The organism is Comamonas sp. UBA7528 (assembly GCF_002479375.1).
Lineage (GTDB): Bacteria > Pseudomonadota > Gammaproteobacteria > Burkholderiales > Burkholderiaceae_C > Comamonas.
Genome location: NZ_DLMU01000002.1, coordinates 31,348 through 50,974, shown reverse-complemented (window position 1 = coordinate 50,974; position 19,627 = coordinate 31,348). Strand labels below are relative to the sequence as shown.

Here is a 19,627-nt window from a genome sequence, read left to right as displayed (position 1 = left end):
GCAGGTTTCCTTGCTATTACTTTTGGCGGGTCAACACACGCGCCAGGATATTCAGTGCCAGCACGGCCATGGTGATCAGGAACACGCCCGCCCATGCCAGTTGCTGCCAGTTTTCGTACGGGCTCATCGCAAACTTGAAGATGGTCACCGGCAGGCTGGCCATGGGCTTGGACAAGTCGGCATTCCAGAACTGGTTGTTCAGCGCCGTGAACAGCAGCGGTGCCGTTTCCCCGGCAATGCGGGCCACGGCCAGCAGCACCCCGGTGATCACGCCGGCACGGGCCGCACGCAGGGTGATGCGACTGATGACCTTCCACTTGGGCGTGCCCAGCGCATAGGCGGCCTCCCGCAGGTTGGACGGCACCAGGGTGAGCATGTTCTCGGTGGTGCGGATCACCACCGGGATCACCAGCAGCGCCAGCGCCACGATGCCGGCGTAACCCGAAAAGCTCTTGAAGCGCGCCACCACCACGGCATAGACAAACAGACCGATCACGATGGAAGGGGCTGACAGCAGGATGTCGTTCACAAACCGCGTGGTGCTGGCCAGCCAGCTGCGCGGGTCGTACTCGGCCAGGTACACACCGGCCATCACACCGATGGGAGTGCCCACCAGCGTGGCCATCAGCACCATGGTCAGAGAACCGAAGATGGCATTTGCCAGCCCGCCCTCTTCATTCGGCGGCGGCGTCATGTCGGTGAACAGCGCCGCATTCAGGCCGCCCAGCCCCAGGCTGACGGTTTCCCACAGGATCCAGATCAGCCAGAACACGCCAAAGGCCATGGCGGCCAGCGACAGGGTCAAGGCAATGCGGTTCAGGCGCTTGCGCTTGGCATATTTGGCCTGGCGGCGTGCGGCCAGGTCGGCATCTTGCAGCATGCGTTGGCTGGTGGTGCTCATGCTCGTGCTCCTTCATTCTTCTTCAGGCGGTTGAGCAGCATCTTGGACAGCGACAGCACGACAAAGGTGATGAAGAACAGCACCAGCCCCAGATAGATCAGCGATGCCTGGTGCAGACCTTCACCGGCTTCGGCAAACTCGTTGGCCAGGGCCGAAGTGATGCTGTTGGCGGCCTCGAACACCGACAGCGAGTTCAGCTGGTTCATATTGCCGATCACGAAGGTCACGGCCATGGTCTCACCCAGCGCACGCCCCAGGCCCAGCATGACACCGCCCAGCACACCGGCCTTGGTATAGGGCAGCACCACTTTCCACACCACTTCCCAGGTGGTGGAGCCCAGACCGTAGGCCGACTCCTTGAGCAATGCGGGGGTGACTTCAAACACATCGCGCATCACCGAGGCGATGAACGGAATGATCATGATGGCCAGGATGATGCCCGCCGACAGTATGCCGATGCCCACGGGCGGGCCCGACACCAGGGCGCCCAGATAGGGCACACCATCCAGCAGGGACTGCAGCGGCTGCTGGACATAGGTGGCCAGCACGGGGCCGAACACCATCAGGCCCCACATGCCGTACACGATGGACGGCACGGCAGCCAGCAATTCAATGGCCGTGCCCAGCGGGCGCTTGAGCCAGGCGGGCGACAGCTCGGTCAGGAACAGTGCAATGCCGAAACTCACCGGCACCGCGATCACCAGCGCGATCAGCGAGGTCATCAAGGTGCCATAAATCATCACCAGACCGCCGTACTTGTCCTGCACGGGATCCCACTCGCTGTTGACCAGAAAGCCCAGACCGTATTCCTTGATGGCCGGCCAGGCACCAAACAGCAGCGACACCAGAATGGCCGCCAGCAAACCCAGGGTCACCCATGCGGCCGCCTTGGCCAGCAACGCAAACAGACGATCCGCCATCACCCCGGTGATCAGGGGCGAACGGCGGGGAGACGGGGTACTGGCACGGCGGTCCGACGCTTGCGCGTTCGTCAAACCGGAGGCCGAAGTCGTTTGTGACACAGCGGGCACCTTGAGAAGAAGCTGGCCTGCCGCAGACACCAGAGGCACCCGCGGCAGGAGAAGAAGGAAAGATTACTTCACAGCGATGGTCTGGCCTGCAGCATTCTTGATGTTGCCCCAGGACTTGTAGATCACTTGCTTGACGGGTTCAGGCATGGGCACATAGTCCAGACCGGCAGCCGTTTGGTCGCCCGACTGGTAGGCCCACTGGAAGAACTTCAGCGCAGCAGCCGCCTGCTCGGGCTTTTCCTGCTTGGCGTGCATCAGGATGAAAGTAGCACTGGTGATGGGCCAGGCGTCCTTGCCAGGCTGGTTGGTCAGGATCTGGAAGAAGCTCTTGGACCAGTCGGCACCGGCAGCCGCCGCCTTGAACGTGGCGTCATCCGGCGTCACGAAAGCGCCGCTGCTGTTTTGCAGCAGCGTGAAGGTCAGCTTGTTTTGCTTGACATAGGCGTACTCGACGTAACCGATGGAGTTGGGCAGGCGACCCACGAAGGCGGCCACGCCTTCGTTGCCCTTGCCGCCGGCACCGGTGGGCCAGTTCACGGCCTTGCCTTCACCCACTTTTTCCTTCCACTCGGCGTTCACCTTGGAGAGGTAGTTGGTGAAACCGAAGGTGGTGCCCGAGCCGTCGGCACGGCGCACCGGAGCGATGGTGGCGTCCGGCAGTGCCACACCGGGATTCAGAGCCACGATGGCAGCGTCATTCCACTTGGTGATCTTGCCCAGATAGATGTCACCCAGCACCTGGCCGCTCAGCTTGAGCTGGCCGGGAGCAATGCCCTTGATGTTGACCACAGGCACGATGCCGCCGATCACGGTGGGGAACTGCACCAGACCCTTCTTGGCCAGTTCGTCGTCCTTCAGCGGCTCGTCCGAGGCACCGAAGTCCACCGTCTTGGCTTCGATCTGCTTGATGCCGGCACTGGAGCCCACGGACTGGTAGTTGATCTTCACGCCAGTGGCCTTGTGATAATCCGCAGCCCATTTGGAGTACAGAGGTGCGGGGAAACTGGCACCAGCACCCGTGGCTTCTTGCTGTGCCCACACAGCAGACACACCGGCCACAGCCACCACACCCGTCACCACACCACGCAACACAGACAACTTCATGAGGAACCTCTCGGTTATGAAAAAGTGATAGACGTGAATGTAAAAAGGCTTTGTGACAGTGTCGTGACATAAAAAAGAAGTCACAAGCCTTCACACCCCTGGCGCAACAGGGGTTCTGCACCGCCCCACAGCACGTCACCAATCTGTCACACAGTCGGCGTAGCGTGCGCCCTCTGCACTTCTGTCAAGCAAGCACCATAGGCTTTCGCGCGGATGTCATCTCCGCGTCAGCGACGCTGCTAAGCTTGTCCCCTTTTCGCCCGTACCTGTTTTTCGCTTCATGCCACACGCCACGACACTCGCCGCCATCGACTTGGGCTCCAACAGTTTCCGGCTGGAAATTGGCAGCTATGAGCACCTGCAGATCCAGCGGGTCGAATACCTCAAAGAAACCGTGCGCCAGGGCAATGGACTGGATGAAGAGCGCAACCTGACACCGGAAGCCATGGAGCGCGGCTGGGCCTGCCTGGCACGGTTTGGTGAACGCTTGCGCGGCTTCGACCCCCAGCATGTGCGCGCGGTCGCCACCCAGACACTGCGCGAAGCCCGCAACCGTGAGGCTTTTGTGCAGCGCGGCAGCGAGCTGCTGGGCTTCCCCATCGATGTCATCAGCGGCGAAGACGAAGCACGCCTGATCTACCGCGGCGTGGTCAGCCAGTTGCCGATGAGCGATGAACGGCGCCTGGTGATGGATATTGGCGGCCGTTCCACCGAATTCGTGCTGGGCCACGGCGTGCAGGCCGAAGCCCTGGCGTCCTACCGCATTGGCAGCGTGGCCTGGTCCATGCGTTACTTTCCCCAGGGCGTGCTGACTGCAGAAGCCTTTGCCAACGCGGAACTGGCCGCCCGCGCCGTGCTGGACGAGGCGCTTGACACCTTCCGTCCCGGCAGCTGGGATTGCGCCTATGCCTCGGCTGGCACGGCCAATGCCGTCGGCGAGGTTCTGATTGCCAACGGCCGCAGCCAGGGCGTGATCGACCGTGACGGCCTGGACTGGCTGCTGCAGCAGCTTCTGCGCGCCCAGACCGTGGACCGCATCCGGCTGGAAGGCATGCGCGAAGACCGCCGCCCCATGCTGGCCGGAGGCATCAGCATCATGCGTGCGGCTTTCCACCTGCTGGGCATTGACTCCATGCAGATTGCCCAGGGCGCACTGCGCCAGGGTGTGCTGCATGACCTGATCGATGCAGATCTCCCCACGGGCGATCTGCGCACTGCCAGTGTGCAGGCCTTGGCCAACCGCTTTGCCGTGGACACCGCCCATGGTCGCCATGTGGCCGATACGGCCCAGCACCTATGGCGCGAGCTGACCGGAGGCACCCAGCCGCAGCACCACCTGCTGGAATGGGCCGGCCTGCTGCACGAGGTGGGCCAGCGCATCAACCGCAGCGACTACCACCGCCACAGCGCCTACATCCTGCAGTACAGCGGCGCCAAAGGCTTTGCCGAGGACGAGTTGCTGCACTTGGCCCTGCTGGTGCTGGGCCACCGCGGCAAGCTCAAGAAGGTGGAAGACTTCATCGGCCAGGCCCCTGGCGCCATGGAGCTGCTGGCCCTGCGCCTGGCCGTGATCCTGTGCCACGCCCGCCAGCCTCCCCAATTGCAGGGCATGCAACTGCTGCGCCGCGGTGCCAGCTTCACCTTGCGTGCGCCGGCCCACTGGTCGCAGCAGTTTCCCCAATCCGCCCATCTGCTGGCAGAAGAGGTGGACGCCTGGTCCAGGACACCATGGAAACTGCAACTCCTGCTGAACTGAGCGGGGGCGCCGTACAGCCCGTCTGACAATGGCTGCAAGACAGTTGCTGGCGTGCGCTGCACACGCACCGGCAACGGAAGGCCTTCCGCGCAACACCTAAGCAAGGCCGCACAGCCGCACGACAATGCCACCCAACGGTCGCTCGGGCGTGCGGCCGGCCCGCAATCGACATCAGGGTGCACAGCCCCTGCCACAGGGAACGGGCAGGATCGCCTGCAGCCGCAGCCGGCGTCAGGCGCCCGCGTAGCGCTGCATCAATGCGTGCTGTGCGCACAGACCGGTCTGAGGATGCGGGGGTGGCAGATAGCAGCCATCGGGCTGCTGGCTCCAGGCATCCCGGTCATCGTGCAGATAGGCCACCAGGCATTCGTCGATGATCTGCTGGCGCAGCGCCGCATCCGTCACCGGCCAGGCCAGTTCCACACGCCGCAGCATGTTGCGGCTCATCCAGTCGGCACTGGACAGGTAAACCTGTTCGTGCACACCCCAGGCAAAATAGAAAACGCGGGTGTGTTCCAGAAAGCGACCAATCACCGATCGCACGCGGATGTTGTCGGTTTGCCCGGCCACCTGCGGCGGCAGCATGCAGGCCCCGCGCACAATCAGATCGATCTGCACCCCGGCCTGCCCGGCCGCCACCAGACCGCGGATCAGGGCCTCATCGGTCAGCGCATTCATCTTCACCACGATGCGCGCGGGCTTGCCCTGGCGTGCAGCGTCGGCCGCCTTGCCCATCAGCGCCACAAGGTGGTCATGCAGCGCAAACGGCGCCATCACCAGACGCCGCAACTGCGGCATGTGGTTCTGGTTGGCCAGATGGCTGAAGACGGCATCCATATCGGCCGTGGTGCTGGCGTCGCAGGTCAGATAGCCCAGATCGGTATACAGGCGTGCCGTGCGCATGTTGTAGTTGCCGGTGGACAGATGGCCATAGCGTCGCAGGCGCTTGCCTTCGCGCCGCGTCACCAGCAGCATCTTGGCATGGGTCTTGAGCCCCACCACGCCATACACCACCTGAGCCCCCACATCCTCCAGCGCTTCGGCCCAGTTGATGTTGGCTTCCTCGTCAAAGCGGGCCTTGAGCTCCACCACCGCCATGACTTCCTTGCCACGGCGCACCGCTTCGGTCAGCAGTCGCATCAGCTCGGAATCGGCACCGGTGCGGTAGATGGTCTGCTTGATCACCAGCACCTGCGGATCGTTCACGGCCTCGCGCAGCAGCGCCAGCACACCATCAAAGCTCTCGAAAGGCTGGTGCATCAGCACATCGCGCTGTCGCATCTGCGCCATGATGGAGCTGCCTTGCGCCAGCTGGCGCGGCCAGACCGGGCGCCAGGCAGGGAACAGCAGTTGCGGCGCATCCACCAGCTCGATCAGTTGCGCCAGCCGCCCCAGATTCACCGGCCCCTTGACGCGGAACAGCACCTGCGGCGGCAGCGAGAACTGGGTGAGCAGCATCTGCGCCAGCGTGTCGGAGCAGCCAAAGTCCACCTCCAGCCGGACGGCCATGCCGTAATGCCGGTGGTGCAGCCCCTGGCGCAGCGCGGTCCGCAGGTCAGGCACATCCTCCTCGTCCACCGAGAGGTCGGAGTGCCGCGTAACACGGAACTGCGAAAATTCCTGCACCTTGCGGCCCGGAAACAAGTCTTTCAAATGGGCACGCACGATGCTGGTCAGACTGACGAACAGGCGCTTGCCTTCCGTGACCTTGGCCGGCATGGGCACCAGGCGCGGCAGCGCACGCGGTACGCGCAAAATGGCCACATCGTTGTGGCGACCAAAAGCATCATTGCCCTGCAGCCGCACGATGAAGTTCAGCGTCTTGTTGGCCACCTTGGGAAAAGGATGGGCCGGATCCAGCCCAACCGGCACCAGCAGCGGCTGCACTTCCTTGGCGAAATAGCTGTGCACCCATTCCCGCTGGGCCGCCGTGCGGTCACGATTGGCCACCACGCGGATGCCGACGCGCCCGAAGGCGGGGCCAATCTCTTCGTTGTAGATCCGGTACTGCTGCGTCACCAGGGCATGGGAATGGTCGGCCAGGGCCTGCAGCGGTGCCGGCATGGCTGCACCCTGCTCGATGGCCGCACGCATGGCCGTGACCTGCGGGGCAGCGCGCACTTCAAAGAATTCATCCAGATTGGAGGAAACGATGGTCAGGAACCGCAGCCGTTCCAGCAGCGGCACATCGTCGCGCATGGCCCAGGCCAGCACGCGTTCGTTGAACGCCAGAATGCACAGATCCCGGTCCAGCAGCGGGAGCACCGATGGCACCGGAACGGACAACAGGGCCGCCGTTTCCACGGGCGTGCTGGGCGTTGGCGTTGCACCCAGCTCCAGCGCCACAACGCCTGCACTCCCGCGCATGGGGACCTCGCTGACAACGGCGTCCTCTGTCATCGCGTTGTCATCGAAGGCGGTGGAAGCGGCATGCATACAAGAAACCCGAGTGGTGAAGCGTCCAGTATTGGCGGTCAATGTGACAAACCCATGACAACGGCATGACACACTCTGCCATGCGGCCCTGACGCCCTGCCGTCCGCCCGCTGCAGGCACTGGGACTTTGGTCGTTCTGTCAGGGCTGGCACAGGCTTCGGTGGTAATCTGCGCAGCTTGGTTTGGGGACACATGCACATGAAAGAGGGAAGCGCGCTGGCCGCAATCGACATCGGCTCCAACAGCATTCTGCTGGAGACCGCGCGCATGGAACGTGGCCATATCCGCTTGCAGCTGCACCGCAAGGAAACCATCCGCCTGGGAGGCGCCCTGGATGCCGATGGCCGCCTGCAGCCCGAAGCCATGGAGCGTGGCTGGGACTGTCTGCAACGCTACGCCCAGCTGATGGCCCATGTGCCGCCCTCGCAGCGCAAGGTGGTGGCCACCCAGACCCTGCGCGAAGCCACCAACCGCCAAGTCTTTCTGGAACGTACCGCATCCATTGTGCAATGCCCGGTGGAAGTCATCACCGGCGAGCAGGAAGCGCAGCTGATCTACCAGGGCGTGGCCCTGTTCCTGCCCGATGACCACTCCCCCCGGCTGGTGGTGGACATAGGAGGCCGCTCCACCGAGCTGGGCTGGGGCCAGGGCAGCGAGCTGCGACACGCCAGCTCCTACCCCTTGGGCAGCGTGGGCTGGGCGCAGGCCTTCTTCCCCGATGGCACGCTGTCTGCCGCCGCTTTCGGCCAGGCACGCGAGGCGGCACGGTCCGTGCTGGCCCCGGCGCTCTCCCTGGCCGACCAGTTGGCGACTGCCCCCAACGCCCAGGTGTACGGCGCCTCGGGCACGGCGGGCGCCATCAGCAAGGTGTTGACGTCCCAGGGCCATGCGCCGGGCAGCATCAGCCGCGATGCGCTGTGGGCGCTGCGCGACCAACTGCAGGCCTGGGGCCATGTACGCCACCTGACTTCCCTGCAGGGGCTGCGCCCCGAGCTGCTGCCGGTCATCGGCGGCGGCATCAGCGTGATGTGTGCGGTGTTCGAGCTGCTGGGGCTGCAGCAGATGCGCATGGCCCAGGGCGCGCTGCGGCACGGGCTGCTGGTCAGCCTGTCACAAGCCGGCCGGCAGGATTGCTGAAGAATGCACCGATTTCGCGCATGTGCAGTCAATCTCGAGCGGATTGCTGCATGAGATTGGCTCCCGACGTACCGAGGAAGTTTTGCTTTTCCGGGCAACTGCAGCATCTGCACCTCTGACCCCACCGCAAGTCCAGCCGCGGCAGGACAGGCGTTGCCGCAGCGACTTGCCATCCCGGCCCTCACCGTGATAATGCTTCGGGAAAGAGACCACTGTGGCCGAACCTTCCACATCTGCCCCCCCGCTGCTGAACGCCGGACGCACCAACACGGTTGCGTGGCTGGTGTTCACCCTGGGTTTGCTGTTGTCAACCGCACTGATCTGGCACCTTGAACGCCAGGACCAGCAGCAGGCCCGCGCCCTGGCCAATGATGTCGCCACCGACCACGCGCGCTATCTGGAGCGCGGAATCGGTCAGGCCCTGGCCGCCAACAAAGCCCTGGCCGCCGCGGTGGCGCAGACCCACGGCTCCATCCAGGCGTTTGAAGAGACGGCCCGCCACCTGATCGTGATGTACCCGGAAATCAGCGCCATGTCCCTGGCGCCCAACGGGGTGATCCAGGTCGTGGTGCCCCTGGTGGGCAACGAGGGGGCACTGGGCTTCAACCAGCTGAACTCCCCCCTGCAGCAGCGCGAAGCCGAACGGGCACGCGACAGCAACCAGCTGACCTTGGCCGGCCCCATGCCCCTGGCGCAGGGCGGCACCGGCATCGTGGGGCGCATGCCGGTGTTTCTGGAAGCCGGTAAATTCTGGGGCTTCACCAATGTCACCCTGCGCCTGGAAGCAGTCCTGAAAACAGCCCGTCTGGAGCGCTTGACCGCGCGCGGCTACGACTATGTGCTCTGGCGTGTCCCGCCGGGCAGCGATACCCCGCAGATCATCCAGGCGGCTGGCACCACCCTGTCGGCCGCCACCGTGCACCAGCGCATCGAATTGCCCAACAGCGAATGGATGCTCAGCGTCATGCCCCGCAGCGGCTGGCTCAATCCCACCACCTTGCTGATGCGGGCCTTGGCAGGCCTGTTGTTTGCATCCTTGACCGGCGCCTTGACCAAGCTGTTGCTGCATCTGAAAGCCCATGAAGCCAATCTGGAGCGGGTGGTGAACCAGCGCACCCAGCAGCTTCAGGACGCCCAACGCCAGCTGCGCGCCACCATCGACGCCATCCCCGACGTACTGATGGAACTGGATCGCGAAGGGCACTACATCAGTGTGCACAGCCCGCGTCCCGACATGCTGGCGGCCACCCAGGAGACTCTGATTGGCAAGCGCTTTACGGAATTTCTGCCCGAAAAAGACAGCCGGATCGTATTCAATGCCTTGCAGATCGCCGAAACATCTGGCTGGGCCAGTGGGTTCAGGCTGCAGGTGCCAACCCGCGATGGGCACAGCAAGTGGTTCGAACTCTCGGTGGCCCGCAAAAGCCCGGCATTTGCCACCGAAGCGCACTTCATGGTGCTGTCGCGCGATGTGACCGAACGGGTACAAGCCGAGCAAGAACTGCACCTGACCTCCCAGGTGTTTCGCCAAAGCAGTGAAGCCATTGTCATTTCGGATGCCATGCACCGCATCGTCCAAATCAACCCGGCCTACTGCCGCCTGAGTGGTTTCGGAGCTGCCGAAGCCATCGGCCAGTTGGCCAGCCTGGACATGGCGCAATCCGGCGCACCCAGCGAGCTACCCGCCGAGCCCTATCTGATCGTGCAGCGCACCGGCCAATGGGAAGGTGAAACCCAGGGACTGCACCGCAACGGCACCGCTTACCAGCAGTACCGGACCATCACGGCCTTGCGGGATGAGCAAGGCAGGCTGACGCACTGCATCACCCTGTTCCGCGATATCACGCAGCAGCGCCGGGACCAGGAGCGCATCCGGCACCTGGCGCATTTCGATGCCCTCACCGGCCTGCCCAACCGCAGCCTGCTGTCCGAACGTGTCACGCAAGCCATCCAGAACCAGCGTACCGCCGAAGGCTGCGCCGCCTTGCTATTCCTGGATCTGGACCACTTCAAGAACATCAATGATTCGCTGGGCCACCGTGTCGGCGACCGTGTACTGGTGGCCCTGGCCCGCCGGCTGCAACTCCAATTGCGCCCCCAGGACACGGTGGCGCGCATGGGTGGGGACGAATTCGTGGTACTGATCTACGGCCGGCAGATGGCCGATGTGGAGGCGCTGGCGCAAAAGCTGCTGGACACCACAACCACCCCCTTTCAAATCGATGGGCACGAACTCACCATCTCGCTGTCGATCGGCATCGCCACCTACCCCGTGGACGGCGATGGCTTTGACACCCTCTATCAGCGCGCCGATGCGGCCATGTACCGTGCCAAGCAGTCAGGCCGCAACCGCTACAGTTTCTTCACTGCCGAGCTGGAAGCGCGCAGCGCCCGCACACTGCACATTGCCAATGCCCTGCGCCGCGCACTGGAGCGAGAGCAGTTCGCGCTGCACTACCAGCCCCAGCTGGATACCCACACCAAAGCCGTGATCGGCGCGGAAGCGCTCATCCGCTGGTACCACCCCGAGCTGGGCCAGGTCTCGCCCGCAGAGTTCATACCCATTGCGGAAAGCACCGGTCTCATCATCGGCATCGGCGATTGGGTGATGCGCACGGCGGCCCAGGACATGCGCCGCTGGCTGGACATGGGGATGGCGCTGCGCACCGTGTCCGTGAATCTGTCACCGCTGCAGTTCCAGCACCACCACCTGCCCGAGCAGGTGGCCCGCAATCTGGCCCATGCCCGGCTGCCGGCACAGCATCTGATGCTGGAACTGACCGAAAGTGCCGCTGTCGATGACCCGGCCGCCGCCATTGACATGCTGGACAGGCTCAATCGCCAGGGCGTGCGCATTGCGCTGGACGACTTCGGCACCGGGTACTCTTCGCTCAGCTACCTCAAGCGTTTTCAGATTCACAAGCTCAAGATCGACCAGTCCTTCGTGCGTGATCTGGAGCAGGACGCCAACGACCGGGCCATCATTGTGGCCATCATCCATATCGCCAAGGCGCTCGGCATGGACACCCTGGCCGAAGGCGTGGAAAGCGAAGCGCAGCTGGATTTTCTGCAGGCACAGGGCTGCAATTTTGTGCAGGGCTATCTGTTCAGCCGCCCGCTGCCCGCGCCGCAATTTGAAGCCCTGCTGCTGGCCTGCACGCCGACATCCTGAAAAAGCGCCCTGCAAAGTGGACTTGCGTATTTTTTGTGCGCAGTCAAGCCAGTGTGCAAACCGACAAACATCCTGACGGATAAGATTCGCCGCGCATAACGCGCGCGTGTAACATAAGTACACATTTACCTCCCCTGCCCGCATGACGGGTCAGGGTCGCTTCCCTTTTTGTGTCTTCCGCACACATGTCCACTTTGCTGAATGCGCCTTCGCACGCCTTGCCCCTTGAAAGTGCGGAGTCGAATGCCGTTCAACGCCTGCTGCGGGAACATCAGACGCTGCTGGAAAGCGCCGACGTCGGCATCGTCTTCATTCGCCAGCGGGTGGTCGTGCGCTGCAACCGGCGCTACGCGGAAATCTTTGGCTACCTGCATCCACAGGACATGGAAGGCATCAGCAGTGCCAACTTCCATCCGACCCGTACCGAATTTCGCGAACTGGGGCGTACCGCCTACCCCACGCTGTCGCGCGGTGAAGTCTTCAAAACCGAACGCCTCATGCGCCGCAAGAACGGGCGGCTTTTCTGGGGCGCGCTCACCGGACGCCTGATCAACCCGGACGACACGCGCGAAGGCTCCATTTGGATCATCGATGACATTGATGAGCAAAAGCGCTCCCAGTCGCTGCTGGGCAATGCCTTGCGGGAAAAGCAGCTGCTGTTCGACCACGCGGCCATTGGCATTGCGTTCTTCCGCAAAGGCAAAATCACCCGCTGCAACCCCCATCTGGAACAGATGCTGGGTTACGACCCTGGCGAGCTGCAGAACATCGACCCCACCAGCTTCATCCCCAGCGCCCAGGCGTGGGAGCAGTTGCAGCACAAAAGCCAGAGCGTGCTGTTGAACGGCCTGCGCTTCGAGGCCGAAGTCGCCCTGCAACGCAAGGACGGCTCCGTGCTGGAATGCGAGATGCGCTGCAAGCTGCTGGATGCCTCCGATCTTTCGCAAGGCAGCGTCTGGATCATCGAAGACATCACCGACCGCAAGCTGGCGCAGCAGCATCTGGCACAGGTACAGAACCAGCTGGAGCAACAGGTGCGTGAACGCACCCTGGAGCTGAGCTCCACGGTGGCCGACCTGCACCGTGAAGTGCAGGACCGCCTGCAGGACCAGGAACGCATTTACTGGCTGGCCCATTACGACCCACTCACCGGCCTGCCCAACCGCACGCTGCTGGCCCAGCGCAGTGCCGGGGCCATCCAGACCGCCACCGAAAACAGCACGCCGCTGGCCGTGATCTTTCTGGACCTGGACCATTTCAAGCATGTGAACGACTCGCTGGGCCACAAGGTCGGCGATGCCCTGCTGGTGGAAATCGGCAAGCGCCTGCGCTCTATCGTGCGCGAGCGCGACACCGTGGCGCGTCTGGGGGGGGACGAATTCGTGCTACTGCTGCCCGGAGCCAACGCCCAGGGAGCTGCCCGCGTGGCCGCCAAGCTGCAGGAGGCATCGCAGCGCCCCTACCAGATCGAGCACCACGAGCTGACCATTGCGCCCTCCATGGGCATCGCCCTGCACCCGCAGGACGGCACGGAGTTCGATGCCCTGACCCAGGCGGCCGATGTGGCCATGTACCACGCCAAGCTGGATGGCCGCAACACCTACCGCTTCTTCACCCCGGAGATGCGCGCCAAGTCATTGCGCGCACTGCAGCTGGAGAACGCCTTGCGCCGGGCATTGGAGCGCAAGCAATTCCAGCTGCATTACCAGCCCCAGGTGTGCCTGCGCACCGGATCGATTCGCAGCGCAGAAGCGCTGCTGCGCTGGCACCACCCTGAACTGGGCTCCATTTCCCCGGCGGAATTCATTCCTGTGGCCGAAGACAGCGGACAGATCCTGCAGATCGGTGAGTGGGTGCTGAAGACCGCCGTGGAACAGCTCAAGCAATGGAACCAACAGGGACTGGGCAACATCAAGGTGGCCGTCAATCTGTCGGCGATTCAATTCCACCAGCCCCAGCTGCCTGAAATGGTCAGCCGCATCCTGACCGAATCCGGTATTTCGCCCGACCTGCTGGAGCTGGAGCTGACCGAAGGTGTCGCCGTCCAGGACCCCCGCACGGCCACAGCCACGATGGACCGCCTGAACTCCCACGGCATCCGGCTGTCCATGGATGACTTTGGCACCGGATACTCGTCACTCAGCCAGCTCAAACGGTTCCAGATTTACAAGCTCAAGATCGACCAGTCATTCATCCGCGACATTGACCACGACAGCAATGACCGCGCCATTGTCAGCGCCATCATCCGCATGGCGCAGGCCCTGGGCATGCAAACCACGGCCGAAGGCGTAGAGACACAGGCGCAACTGGAATTTCTGCAACAGCAAGGCTGTGACGAGGCGCAGGGCTACCATTTCAGCCGGCCGCTGCAGGCAGGAGACTTCGAGCACTTCTTCCGCAGCTACGCACAGTCTCACTGAAGCGCGGATCATAAAAAAACGGGGCCCACGAAGGGCCCCGTTTTTTTATGAGGGGTGGCCCAGTCGGCTCCCCCCAAATGCACCATCATCCTGCACGGGCAGCATCCGCCAGGCCTTGCGCCAAGCGGTTTGCCAGCGCAGCATCCTGAGCTTCCACCATCACGCGCAGCAAAGGCTCCGTGCCGCTGGCGCGAATCAACACCCGCCCATAATGGCCCAGCTCGTTCTCGGCAATGGTCTGCGCTTGTGCCAATGCCGTGTTGGACTTCCAATCCTGGTCAGGCTGCAAGCGCACGTTGACCATGACCTGGGGATACAGCGTCAACCCATCCAGCAGCGCTGCCATGGTCTTGCCGCTGCGTGCGCAGGCCTGCAGCACCTGCAGTGCACTCACCAGGCCATCACCGGTGGTGTGCTTGTCCAGGGCCAGCAAATGTCCCGACCCCTCTCCGCCCAGAATCCATTGGCGCCGCTGCAGTTCCTCCAACACATAGCGGTCGCCTACCTTGGCGCGCACCATGGGAACGCCCTGGCTTTCCAGGGCTTTTTCCACCGCCATATTGGTCATCAGGGTGCCCACCACACCGCCCACCGGTTCGCTGCGTCGCAAGCGGTCTTGCACCATCAGGAACAGCACCTCATCGCCATTGAAGATGCGCCCTTGCGCATCCACCATCTGCAGACGGTCGGCATCGCCATCCAGCGCAATGCCGTAGTCTGCGTGGTTGGCGCGGACGGCCTCGGCCAGTGCCTGCGGATACGTGGCCCCCACACCGTCGTTGATGTTCAGCCCATCCGGCTGGCAGCCAATGGCCACCACGTCGGCGCCCAGTTCATGGAACACCTGCGGAGCAATCTGGTAGGCTGCGCCATGGGCGGCATCTACCACGATCTTGAGACCGCGCAGGCTCAAATCATTGGCAAACGTGCTTTTGCAGAATTCGATATAGCGGCCTGCCGCGTCGTTGAGCCGGCGCGTCTTGCCCAGATTGCGCGAATCGACCCACGCGGGCTCAGCATCGATCAATGCCTCCACCTCTTCCTCCCAGGCATCGGGCAGCTTCGTGCCTTGCGCGCTGAAGAACTTGATGCCGTTGTCCGGGTAAGGATTGTGGCTGGCGCTGATCACCACCCCCAGGCTGGCACGCTGCGCGCGCGTCAGATAGGCCACGCCAGGCGTGGGCAGCGGGCCCAGCAGGATGACATCCACCCCCGCCGCGTTGAAGCCGGCCTCCATGGCAGCTTCCAGCATATAGCCCGAAATACGGGTGTCCTTGCCAATCAGCACCGTCGGACGATCTTGCGTCCGCTTGAGCACGCGGCCCACCGCATGCGCCAGGCGCAGTGCGAAATCGGCCGTGATCGGTGCCTTGCCGACAGTGCCCCGAATTCCATCGGTACCAAAATATTGACGCGCCATGGCGCTCCTCCTCGTTTTATGGCTCTACCCGTTGCTCACGCCGCATCGTGTGCATGCATGGCATTCCAGATTTTCAACGCGGCCACCGTGTCCGCCACATCGTGTACACGCACGACACGTGCGCCGCGTTCCACTGCCAGCACGGCGGCCGTCACACTGGGCACCATGCGCTCTTGCACGGGCAAGCCCGTCACCGTTCCCAGCGAGCCCTTGCGAGACCACCCCGCCAGCAGCGGCAAGTCTAGGGCCAGCAATTCTTGCTGCCTAGCAAGCAGTGCAAAGTTTTGTTCCACGCTCTTGCCGAAACCAATGCCGTAGTCCAGCGTGATGCGCTCGCGCGCAACCCCCAACTGCTCCAGACATGCCACCTGCTCCGCCAGAAACAGGCGCACCTGGGCAACGGGATCGCCTTGCATGTGCTGTAGGTGCATGGTCTGCGGCGTCTGGTGCATGTGCATCAGGCATACGCCACTGCGCGGATGCGCCGCAATGATCTCGCGGGCACCCGCTTGGCGCAAAGCCCATATGTCATTGATGATGTCGGCGCCTGCATCCAGCACCGCCTGCATCACCTCCGGCTTGTAGGTGTCCACGGACACCGGCACCTGTAGGCGCACGGCCTCCTTGACCACTGGCAGCACCCGCGCCAGCTCTTCATCCAGGGACACCGCCGGACTGCCGGGGCGCGTGGATTCGCCTCCGATATCCAGGATGTCAGCCCCCTCTTTCAGCAACTGCTCCGCATGTGCCATGGCAGCACTGGTACCTGCATGCTGCCCACCGTCCGAAAAAGAATCCGGCGTCACATTCACAATGCCCATGACGCGCGGTTGGCGCAGATCAATGTCAAAGCGCGTCACCTGCCAGCATGTATTCATCGCCCGTCCTTGGATTTCATCTGAAAAAACAAAGCGGGACTCCACAGAGTCCCGCTTTTCCGGTGCCTGTCGGCACCCCGATCACACCGCCGTAGGTGCTGTATCGGTGTCTACCGCAGGGGTTCCACCACCGTGGCCGCTGTCACCCGACGAGGGGGGATTGCGTGGCGTCCAGTCCTTGGGGGGACGTGGCTCCTTGCCCGCCATGATGTCGTCCAGTTGCTCCGCATCGATGGTTTCCCAATCGAGCATGGCCTTGGCCATGGCATGCATCTTGTCCGAGTTGTCCTCGATCAGCTTGCGCGCCAGATGGTACTGCTCGTCGATGATGCGGCGCACTTCGGCATCCACCTTCTGCATGGTCTCTTCGCTGATGCCGCTGGGCTTGCTCATGGAGCGGCCCAGGAAAGGCTCGCCTTCCTGCTCGGCATAGACCATGGGGCCCAGCGCATCGGTCATGCCATAGCGCGTCACCATGTCACGGGCAATCTGCGTCGCACGCTCAAAGTCGTTCGATGCCCCCGTGGTCATCTGGTTCATGAACACTTCTTCGGCAATGCGGCCACCGAACAGCATCGCGATCTGGTTGAGCATGAACTCCTTGTCATAGGAGTAGCGGTCCTTCTCCGGCAGGCTCATGGTCACCCCCAGCGCACGGCCGCGCGGAATGATGGTGACCTTGTGTACCGGGTCGCACTTGGGCAGCAGCTTGCCGATCAGGGCATGGCCTGCTTCGTGGTAAGCCGTGTTGCGACGCTCCTCCTCGGGCATGACCATGGACTTGCGCTCGGGACCCATGATGATCTTGTCCTTGGCCTTTTCGAAGTCCTGCATCTCCACGGTACGCGCATTGCGGCGCGCAGCCATCAGGGCCGCCTCGTTGCACAGGTTGGCCAGATCAGCACCCGACATGCCGGGCGTGCCGCGGGCAATGATGGCCGGGTTCACGTCCTGCGCCACAGGGATCTTGCGCATGTGCACGTTCAGGATCTGCTCACGGCCGCGGATGTCCGGCAAGGTCACATAGACTTGGCGGTCGAAACGACCGGGACGCAGCAGAGCGGCATCCAGGATGTCGGGACGGTTGGTGGCCGCCACCACGATCACACCCAGGTTGGTTTCGAAACCATCCATCTCCACCAGCATCTGGTTCAGTGTCTGCTCGCGCTCATCGTTGCCGCCGCCCATGCCGGCGCCGCGTTGGCGGCCCACCGCATCGATTTCATCGATGAAGATGATGCAAGGCGCATTCTTCTTGGCGTTCTCGAACATGTCGCGCACACGGGCAGCACCCACGCCGACGAACATTTCCACGAAGTCGGAGCCCGAGATCGAGAAGAACGGCACCTTGGCTTCGCCCGCAATCGACTTGGCCAGCAGCGTCTTGCCCGTACCGGGAGGGCCCACCAGCAGCAGACCACGCGGAATACGGCCACCCAGCTTCTGGAACTTGTTGGGATCCTTCAGGAAGTCGACGACTTCCTTGACTTCTTCCTTGGCCTCGTCGCAGCCTGCGACGTCGGCGAAGGTGACGGTGTTGTTGTTCTCGTCGAGCATGCGCGCCTTGGACTTGCCAAAGCTGAACGCGCCGCCCTTGCCACCACCCTGCATCTGGCGCATGAAGTACACCCACACGCCGATCAGCAGCAGCATCGGACCCCAGCTGATGAGCAGGCTCATCAGCAGCGAGCCTTCTTCACGCGGCTTGACGTCGAACTTGACGTTGTTGTTGATCAGGTCGCCCACCAGACCTCGGTCCAGGTAGGTCGCGGTCGTGCGCACACGGCGGTCGTCATTGGTGACTGCCATGATCTCGGTGCCGCCAGGACTTTCCTGGATGGTGACACTCTTGATGCGGTTGCTGCGCACATCTTCGAGGAAGTCGGAATAGCCGACATAACCAGCGCTAGCACCACCACGGGTGTCAAACTGCTTGAACACCGTGAACAGCACCATGGCGATGACCAGCCATACGGCAACTTTAGAAAACCACTGATTGTTCAAGCGGGGCTCCAATGAAAAAGGCGAAATTCATGCACATACGGACGATGTCATCCATATGGGATGCATTTTAGGTGTTTCAAGCATGTGGATCGAAACCTTATTCCTGCCAAGGCGATAGGTCTCCGTGAAATATCCGCCCAGCGGAGGGGACAACACCCGCGATTGATCCACATCAAAGCGGCATCAGGTCTTGAGACCCATTCCAATCAGGAATGTTTCCGATGAGCGGATGCGCGAAGATTTAGGCTTGAACGTCTTGACCGTGCGAAAAGTCTGGCGGAACAGGCCCACCAGCTCTTCATAACCGGGACCGTGAAACAATTTGACCACCAACGCCCCCTCGGGCTTGAGGTGGTGGGTGGCAAAATCGACCGCCAGCTCGATCAGGTGGGTGATGCGTGCGCCGTCCGTCGTGGAATTGCCCGACAGATTCGGGGCCATGTCCGACACCACCACATCCACCAGCCGTCCCTGCACCGCTTCTTCCAGCTGCGCCAGCACCGATTCCTCGCGGAAGTCGCCCTGAATGAAGTGCACGCCTTCAATCGACTCCATCGGCAGCAGGTCCAGCGAGATGATGGTGCCATTCAAGCCTCCCACGGCGGCCCCCTTGGGGGCCAGCTTGCGGCGCAGGTACTGGCTCCACGCACCGGGTGCGCATCCCAGATCCACCACAATGTCACCAGGGTGGATCAGCTTGAGTGCCTCATCGATCTCCTTCAACTTGTAGGCCGCACGGGCCCGGTAGCCGTCTTTCTGTGCGGCCTGTACATAGGGATCGTTGACATGGTTGTTGAGCCATGCCTTATCCACTTTCTTGCTTTTGGTATTGATCTTCATGCGAAATTCTTCCTGCCTCGATAATACGGCCCATGCCCCAAATTGAATTGACTCCCGCAGAGCGCCGGGAACACCGCGCCAACGCCCACCACCTGGACCCCGTGGTCCTGATCGGTGGTGACGGCCTCACACCCGCAGTCCAGAAAGAAGTGGATGCGGCACTGAATGCCCATGGCCTGATCAAGGTCCGCGTCTTCGGCGACGAACGCGCTGCCCGCGACCAGATCTACCAACAGCTGTGCGACGAGCTGAACGCAGCCCCCATCCAGCACATCGGCAAGCTGCTGGTGCTGTGGCGCCCGATTCCTGAAAAGGAAAAGGCCTTCGATGAAGACCGCATGCCCGGCCCACGCGACGTGAAGGTGCTGAAGTTCGGCAAAGCCGGCCAGCGCCCTGAAGTCAAGCAGCTGCGCGTGTTGGGCAACCAGCGCCTGACCGCCGGCGGCCAGATCAAGCGCGCCAAGCCCAAGCAAAAATCGGTCAAGAAAAGCCGCCTGGGTTGAGCGCTGCCGCGCACGCCCACGACAC

Annotated in this window: 13 protein-coding genes; 5 read left to right on the top strand and 8 right to left on the bottom strand. The window is 62.9% G+C overall.

Annotated elements, in window-relative coordinates:
- Positions 1 to 16: 16 nt before the first annotated feature.
- From pstA to pstS, 3 genes are all read right to left on the bottom strand, one after another.
- Positions 17 to 901 (bottom strand): phosphate ABC transporter permease PstA, encoded by an 885-nt coding sequence (gene pstA / locus B3349_RS02075; RefSeq protein ID WP_066535847.1) that lies wholly within the window; start codon positions 899 to 901, stop codon positions 17 to 19.
- On the bottom strand, positions 898 to 1,821 hold the full coding sequence (gene pstC, locus B3349_RS02070; RefSeq protein WP_291586304.1) for a phosphate ABC transporter permease PstC: 924 nt from the start codon (positions 1,819 to 1,821) through the stop codon (positions 898 to 900). Before pstC ends, pstA begins: the two co-directional genes overlap by 4 nt.
- Positions 1,822 to 1,995: 174 nt before the next feature.
- Entirely contained in the window at positions 1,996 to 3,036 is a 1,041-nt protein-coding gene (gene pstS / locus B3349_RS02065; RefSeq protein ID WP_066535857.1) for a phosphate ABC transporter substrate-binding protein PstS, read from the bottom strand.
- Between the two features lie 280 nt (positions 3,037 to 3,316).
- On the opposite strand from pstS, the gene B3349_RS02060 reads away from it, so the two are divergent.
- Positions 3,317 to 4,792 (top strand): Ppx/GppA phosphatase family protein, encoded by a 1,476-nt coding sequence (locus tag B3349_RS02060; RefSeq protein WP_291586012.1) that lies wholly within the window; start codon positions 3,317 to 3,319, stop codon positions 4,790 to 4,792.
- 231 nt (positions 4,793 to 5,023) lie between these two features.
- Here the strand turns inward: B3349_RS02060 and ppk1 are convergent, their stop codons facing one another.
- Positions 5,024 to 7,159 (bottom strand): polyphosphate kinase 1, encoded by a 2,136-nt coding sequence (gene ppk1 / locus B3349_RS02055; protein ID WP_414646843.1) that lies wholly within the window; start codon positions 7,157 to 7,159, stop codon positions 5,024 to 5,026.
- Between the two features lie 267 nt (positions 7,160 to 7,426).
- Here ppk1 and B3349_RS02050 point away from each other — a divergent pair, with 267 nt between their 5' ends.
- From B3349_RS02050 to B3349_RS02040, 3 genes are all read left to right on the top strand, one after another.
- Positions 7,427 to 8,365, top strand: a complete 939-nt coding sequence (locus B3349_RS02050) for a Ppx/GppA family phosphatase (protein WP_291586008.1) — start codon at positions 7,427 to 7,429, stop codon at positions 8,363 to 8,365.
- Positions 8,366 to 8,579: 214 nt separating this feature from the next.
- On the top strand, positions 8,580 to 11,537 hold the full coding sequence (locus B3349_RS02045; protein ID WP_291586006.1) for a bifunctional diguanylate cyclase/phosphodiesterase: 2,958 nt from the start codon (positions 8,580 to 8,582) through the stop codon (positions 11,535 to 11,537).
- A 185-nt stretch (positions 11,538 to 11,722) separates the two neighbouring features.
- Complete coding sequence (locus B3349_RS02040; protein ID WP_291586004.1) at positions 11,723 to 13,957, top strand: sensor domain-containing protein; 2,235 nt, start codon at positions 11,723 to 11,725, stop codon at positions 13,955 to 13,957.
- Between the two features lie 85 nt (positions 13,958 to 14,042).
- On the opposite strand, the gene glmM is transcribed toward B3349_RS02040, so the two are convergent.
- The 4 genes from glmM to B3349_RS02020 form a co-directional block, all read right to left on the bottom strand.
- Entirely contained in the window at positions 14,043 to 15,377 is a 1,335-nt protein-coding gene (gene glmM / locus B3349_RS02035) for a phosphoglucosamine mutase (protein WP_291586002.1), read from the bottom strand.
- Between the two features lie 35 nt (positions 15,378 to 15,412).
- Positions 15,413 to 16,255 carry a dihydropteroate synthase gene (gene folP, locus B3349_RS02030; RefSeq protein ID WP_291586001.1) on the bottom strand — a complete coding sequence of 281 codons (843 nt, stop codon included), beginning with the start codon at positions 16,253 to 16,255 and terminating at the stop codon, positions 15,413 to 15,415.
- 81 nt (positions 16,256 to 16,336) lie between these two features.
- Positions 16,337 to 18,259, bottom strand: a complete 1,923-nt coding sequence (gene ftsH, locus B3349_RS02025) for an ATP-dependent zinc metalloprotease FtsH (protein WP_291585999.1) — start codon at positions 18,257 to 18,259, stop codon at positions 16,337 to 16,339.
- Positions 18,260 to 18,442: 183 nt separating this feature from the next.
- Positions 18,443 to 19,099: an RlmE family RNA methyltransferase gene (locus tag B3349_RS02020; protein ID WP_291585997.1), complete on the bottom strand. Its 657-nt coding sequence runs from the start codon at positions 19,097 to 19,099 to the stop codon at positions 18,443 to 18,445.
- 32 nt (positions 19,100 to 19,131) lie between these two features.
- Between B3349_RS02020 and B3349_RS02015 the strand changes: the two genes are divergently transcribed.
- Positions 19,132 to 19,602 (top strand): YhbY family RNA-binding protein, encoded by a 471-nt coding sequence (locus B3349_RS02015; RefSeq protein ID WP_280012621.1) that lies wholly within the window; start codon positions 19,132 to 19,134, stop codon positions 19,600 to 19,602.
- The last annotated feature ends 25 nt before the right edge of the window (positions 19,603 to 19,627 follow it).

Excerpts from the sequence above, each read along its gene's own strand:
- pstA (WP_066535847.1), bottom strand. The coding sequence starts at position 901 with ATGAGCACCACCAGCCAACGCATGCTGCAAGATGCCGACCTGGCCGCA.
- pstC (WP_291586304.1), bottom strand. The coding sequence starts at position 1,821 with ATGGCGGATCGTCTGTTTGCGTTGCTGGCCAAGGCGGCCGCATGGGTG.
- pstS (WP_066535857.1), bottom strand. The coding sequence starts at position 3,036 with ATGAAGTTGTCTGTGTTGCGTGGTGTGGTGACGGGTGTGGTGGCTGTG.
- B3349_RS02060 (WP_291586012.1), top strand. The coding sequence starts at position 3,317 with ATGCCACACGCCACGACACTCGCCGCCATCGACTTGGGCTCCAACAGT.
- ppk1 (WP_414646843.1), bottom strand. The coding sequence starts at position 7,159 with ATGCGCGGGAGTGCAGGCGTTGTGGCGCTGGAGCTGGGTGCAACGCCA.
- B3349_RS02050 (WP_291586008.1), top strand. The coding sequence starts at position 7,427 with ATGAAAGAGGGAAGCGCGCTGGCCGCAATCGACATCGGCTCCAACAGC.
- B3349_RS02040 (WP_291586004.1), top strand. The coding sequence starts at position 11,723 with ATGTCCACTTTGCTGAATGCGCCTTCGCACGCCTTGCCCCTTGAAAGT.
- glmM (WP_291586002.1), bottom strand. The coding sequence starts at position 15,377 with ATGGCGCGTCAATATTTTGGTACCGATGGAATTCGGGGCACTGTCGGC.
- folP (WP_291586001.1), bottom strand. The coding sequence starts at position 16,255 with ATGAATACATGCTGGCAGGTGACGCGCTTTGACATTGATCTGCGCCAA.
- B3349_RS02020 (WP_291585997.1), bottom strand. The coding sequence starts at position 19,099 with ATGAAGATCAATACCAAAAGCAAGAAAGTGGATAAGGCATGGCTCAAC.
- B3349_RS02015 (WP_280012621.1), top strand. The coding sequence starts at position 19,132 with ATGCCCCAAATTGAATTGACTCCCGCAGAGCGCCGGGAACACCGCGCC.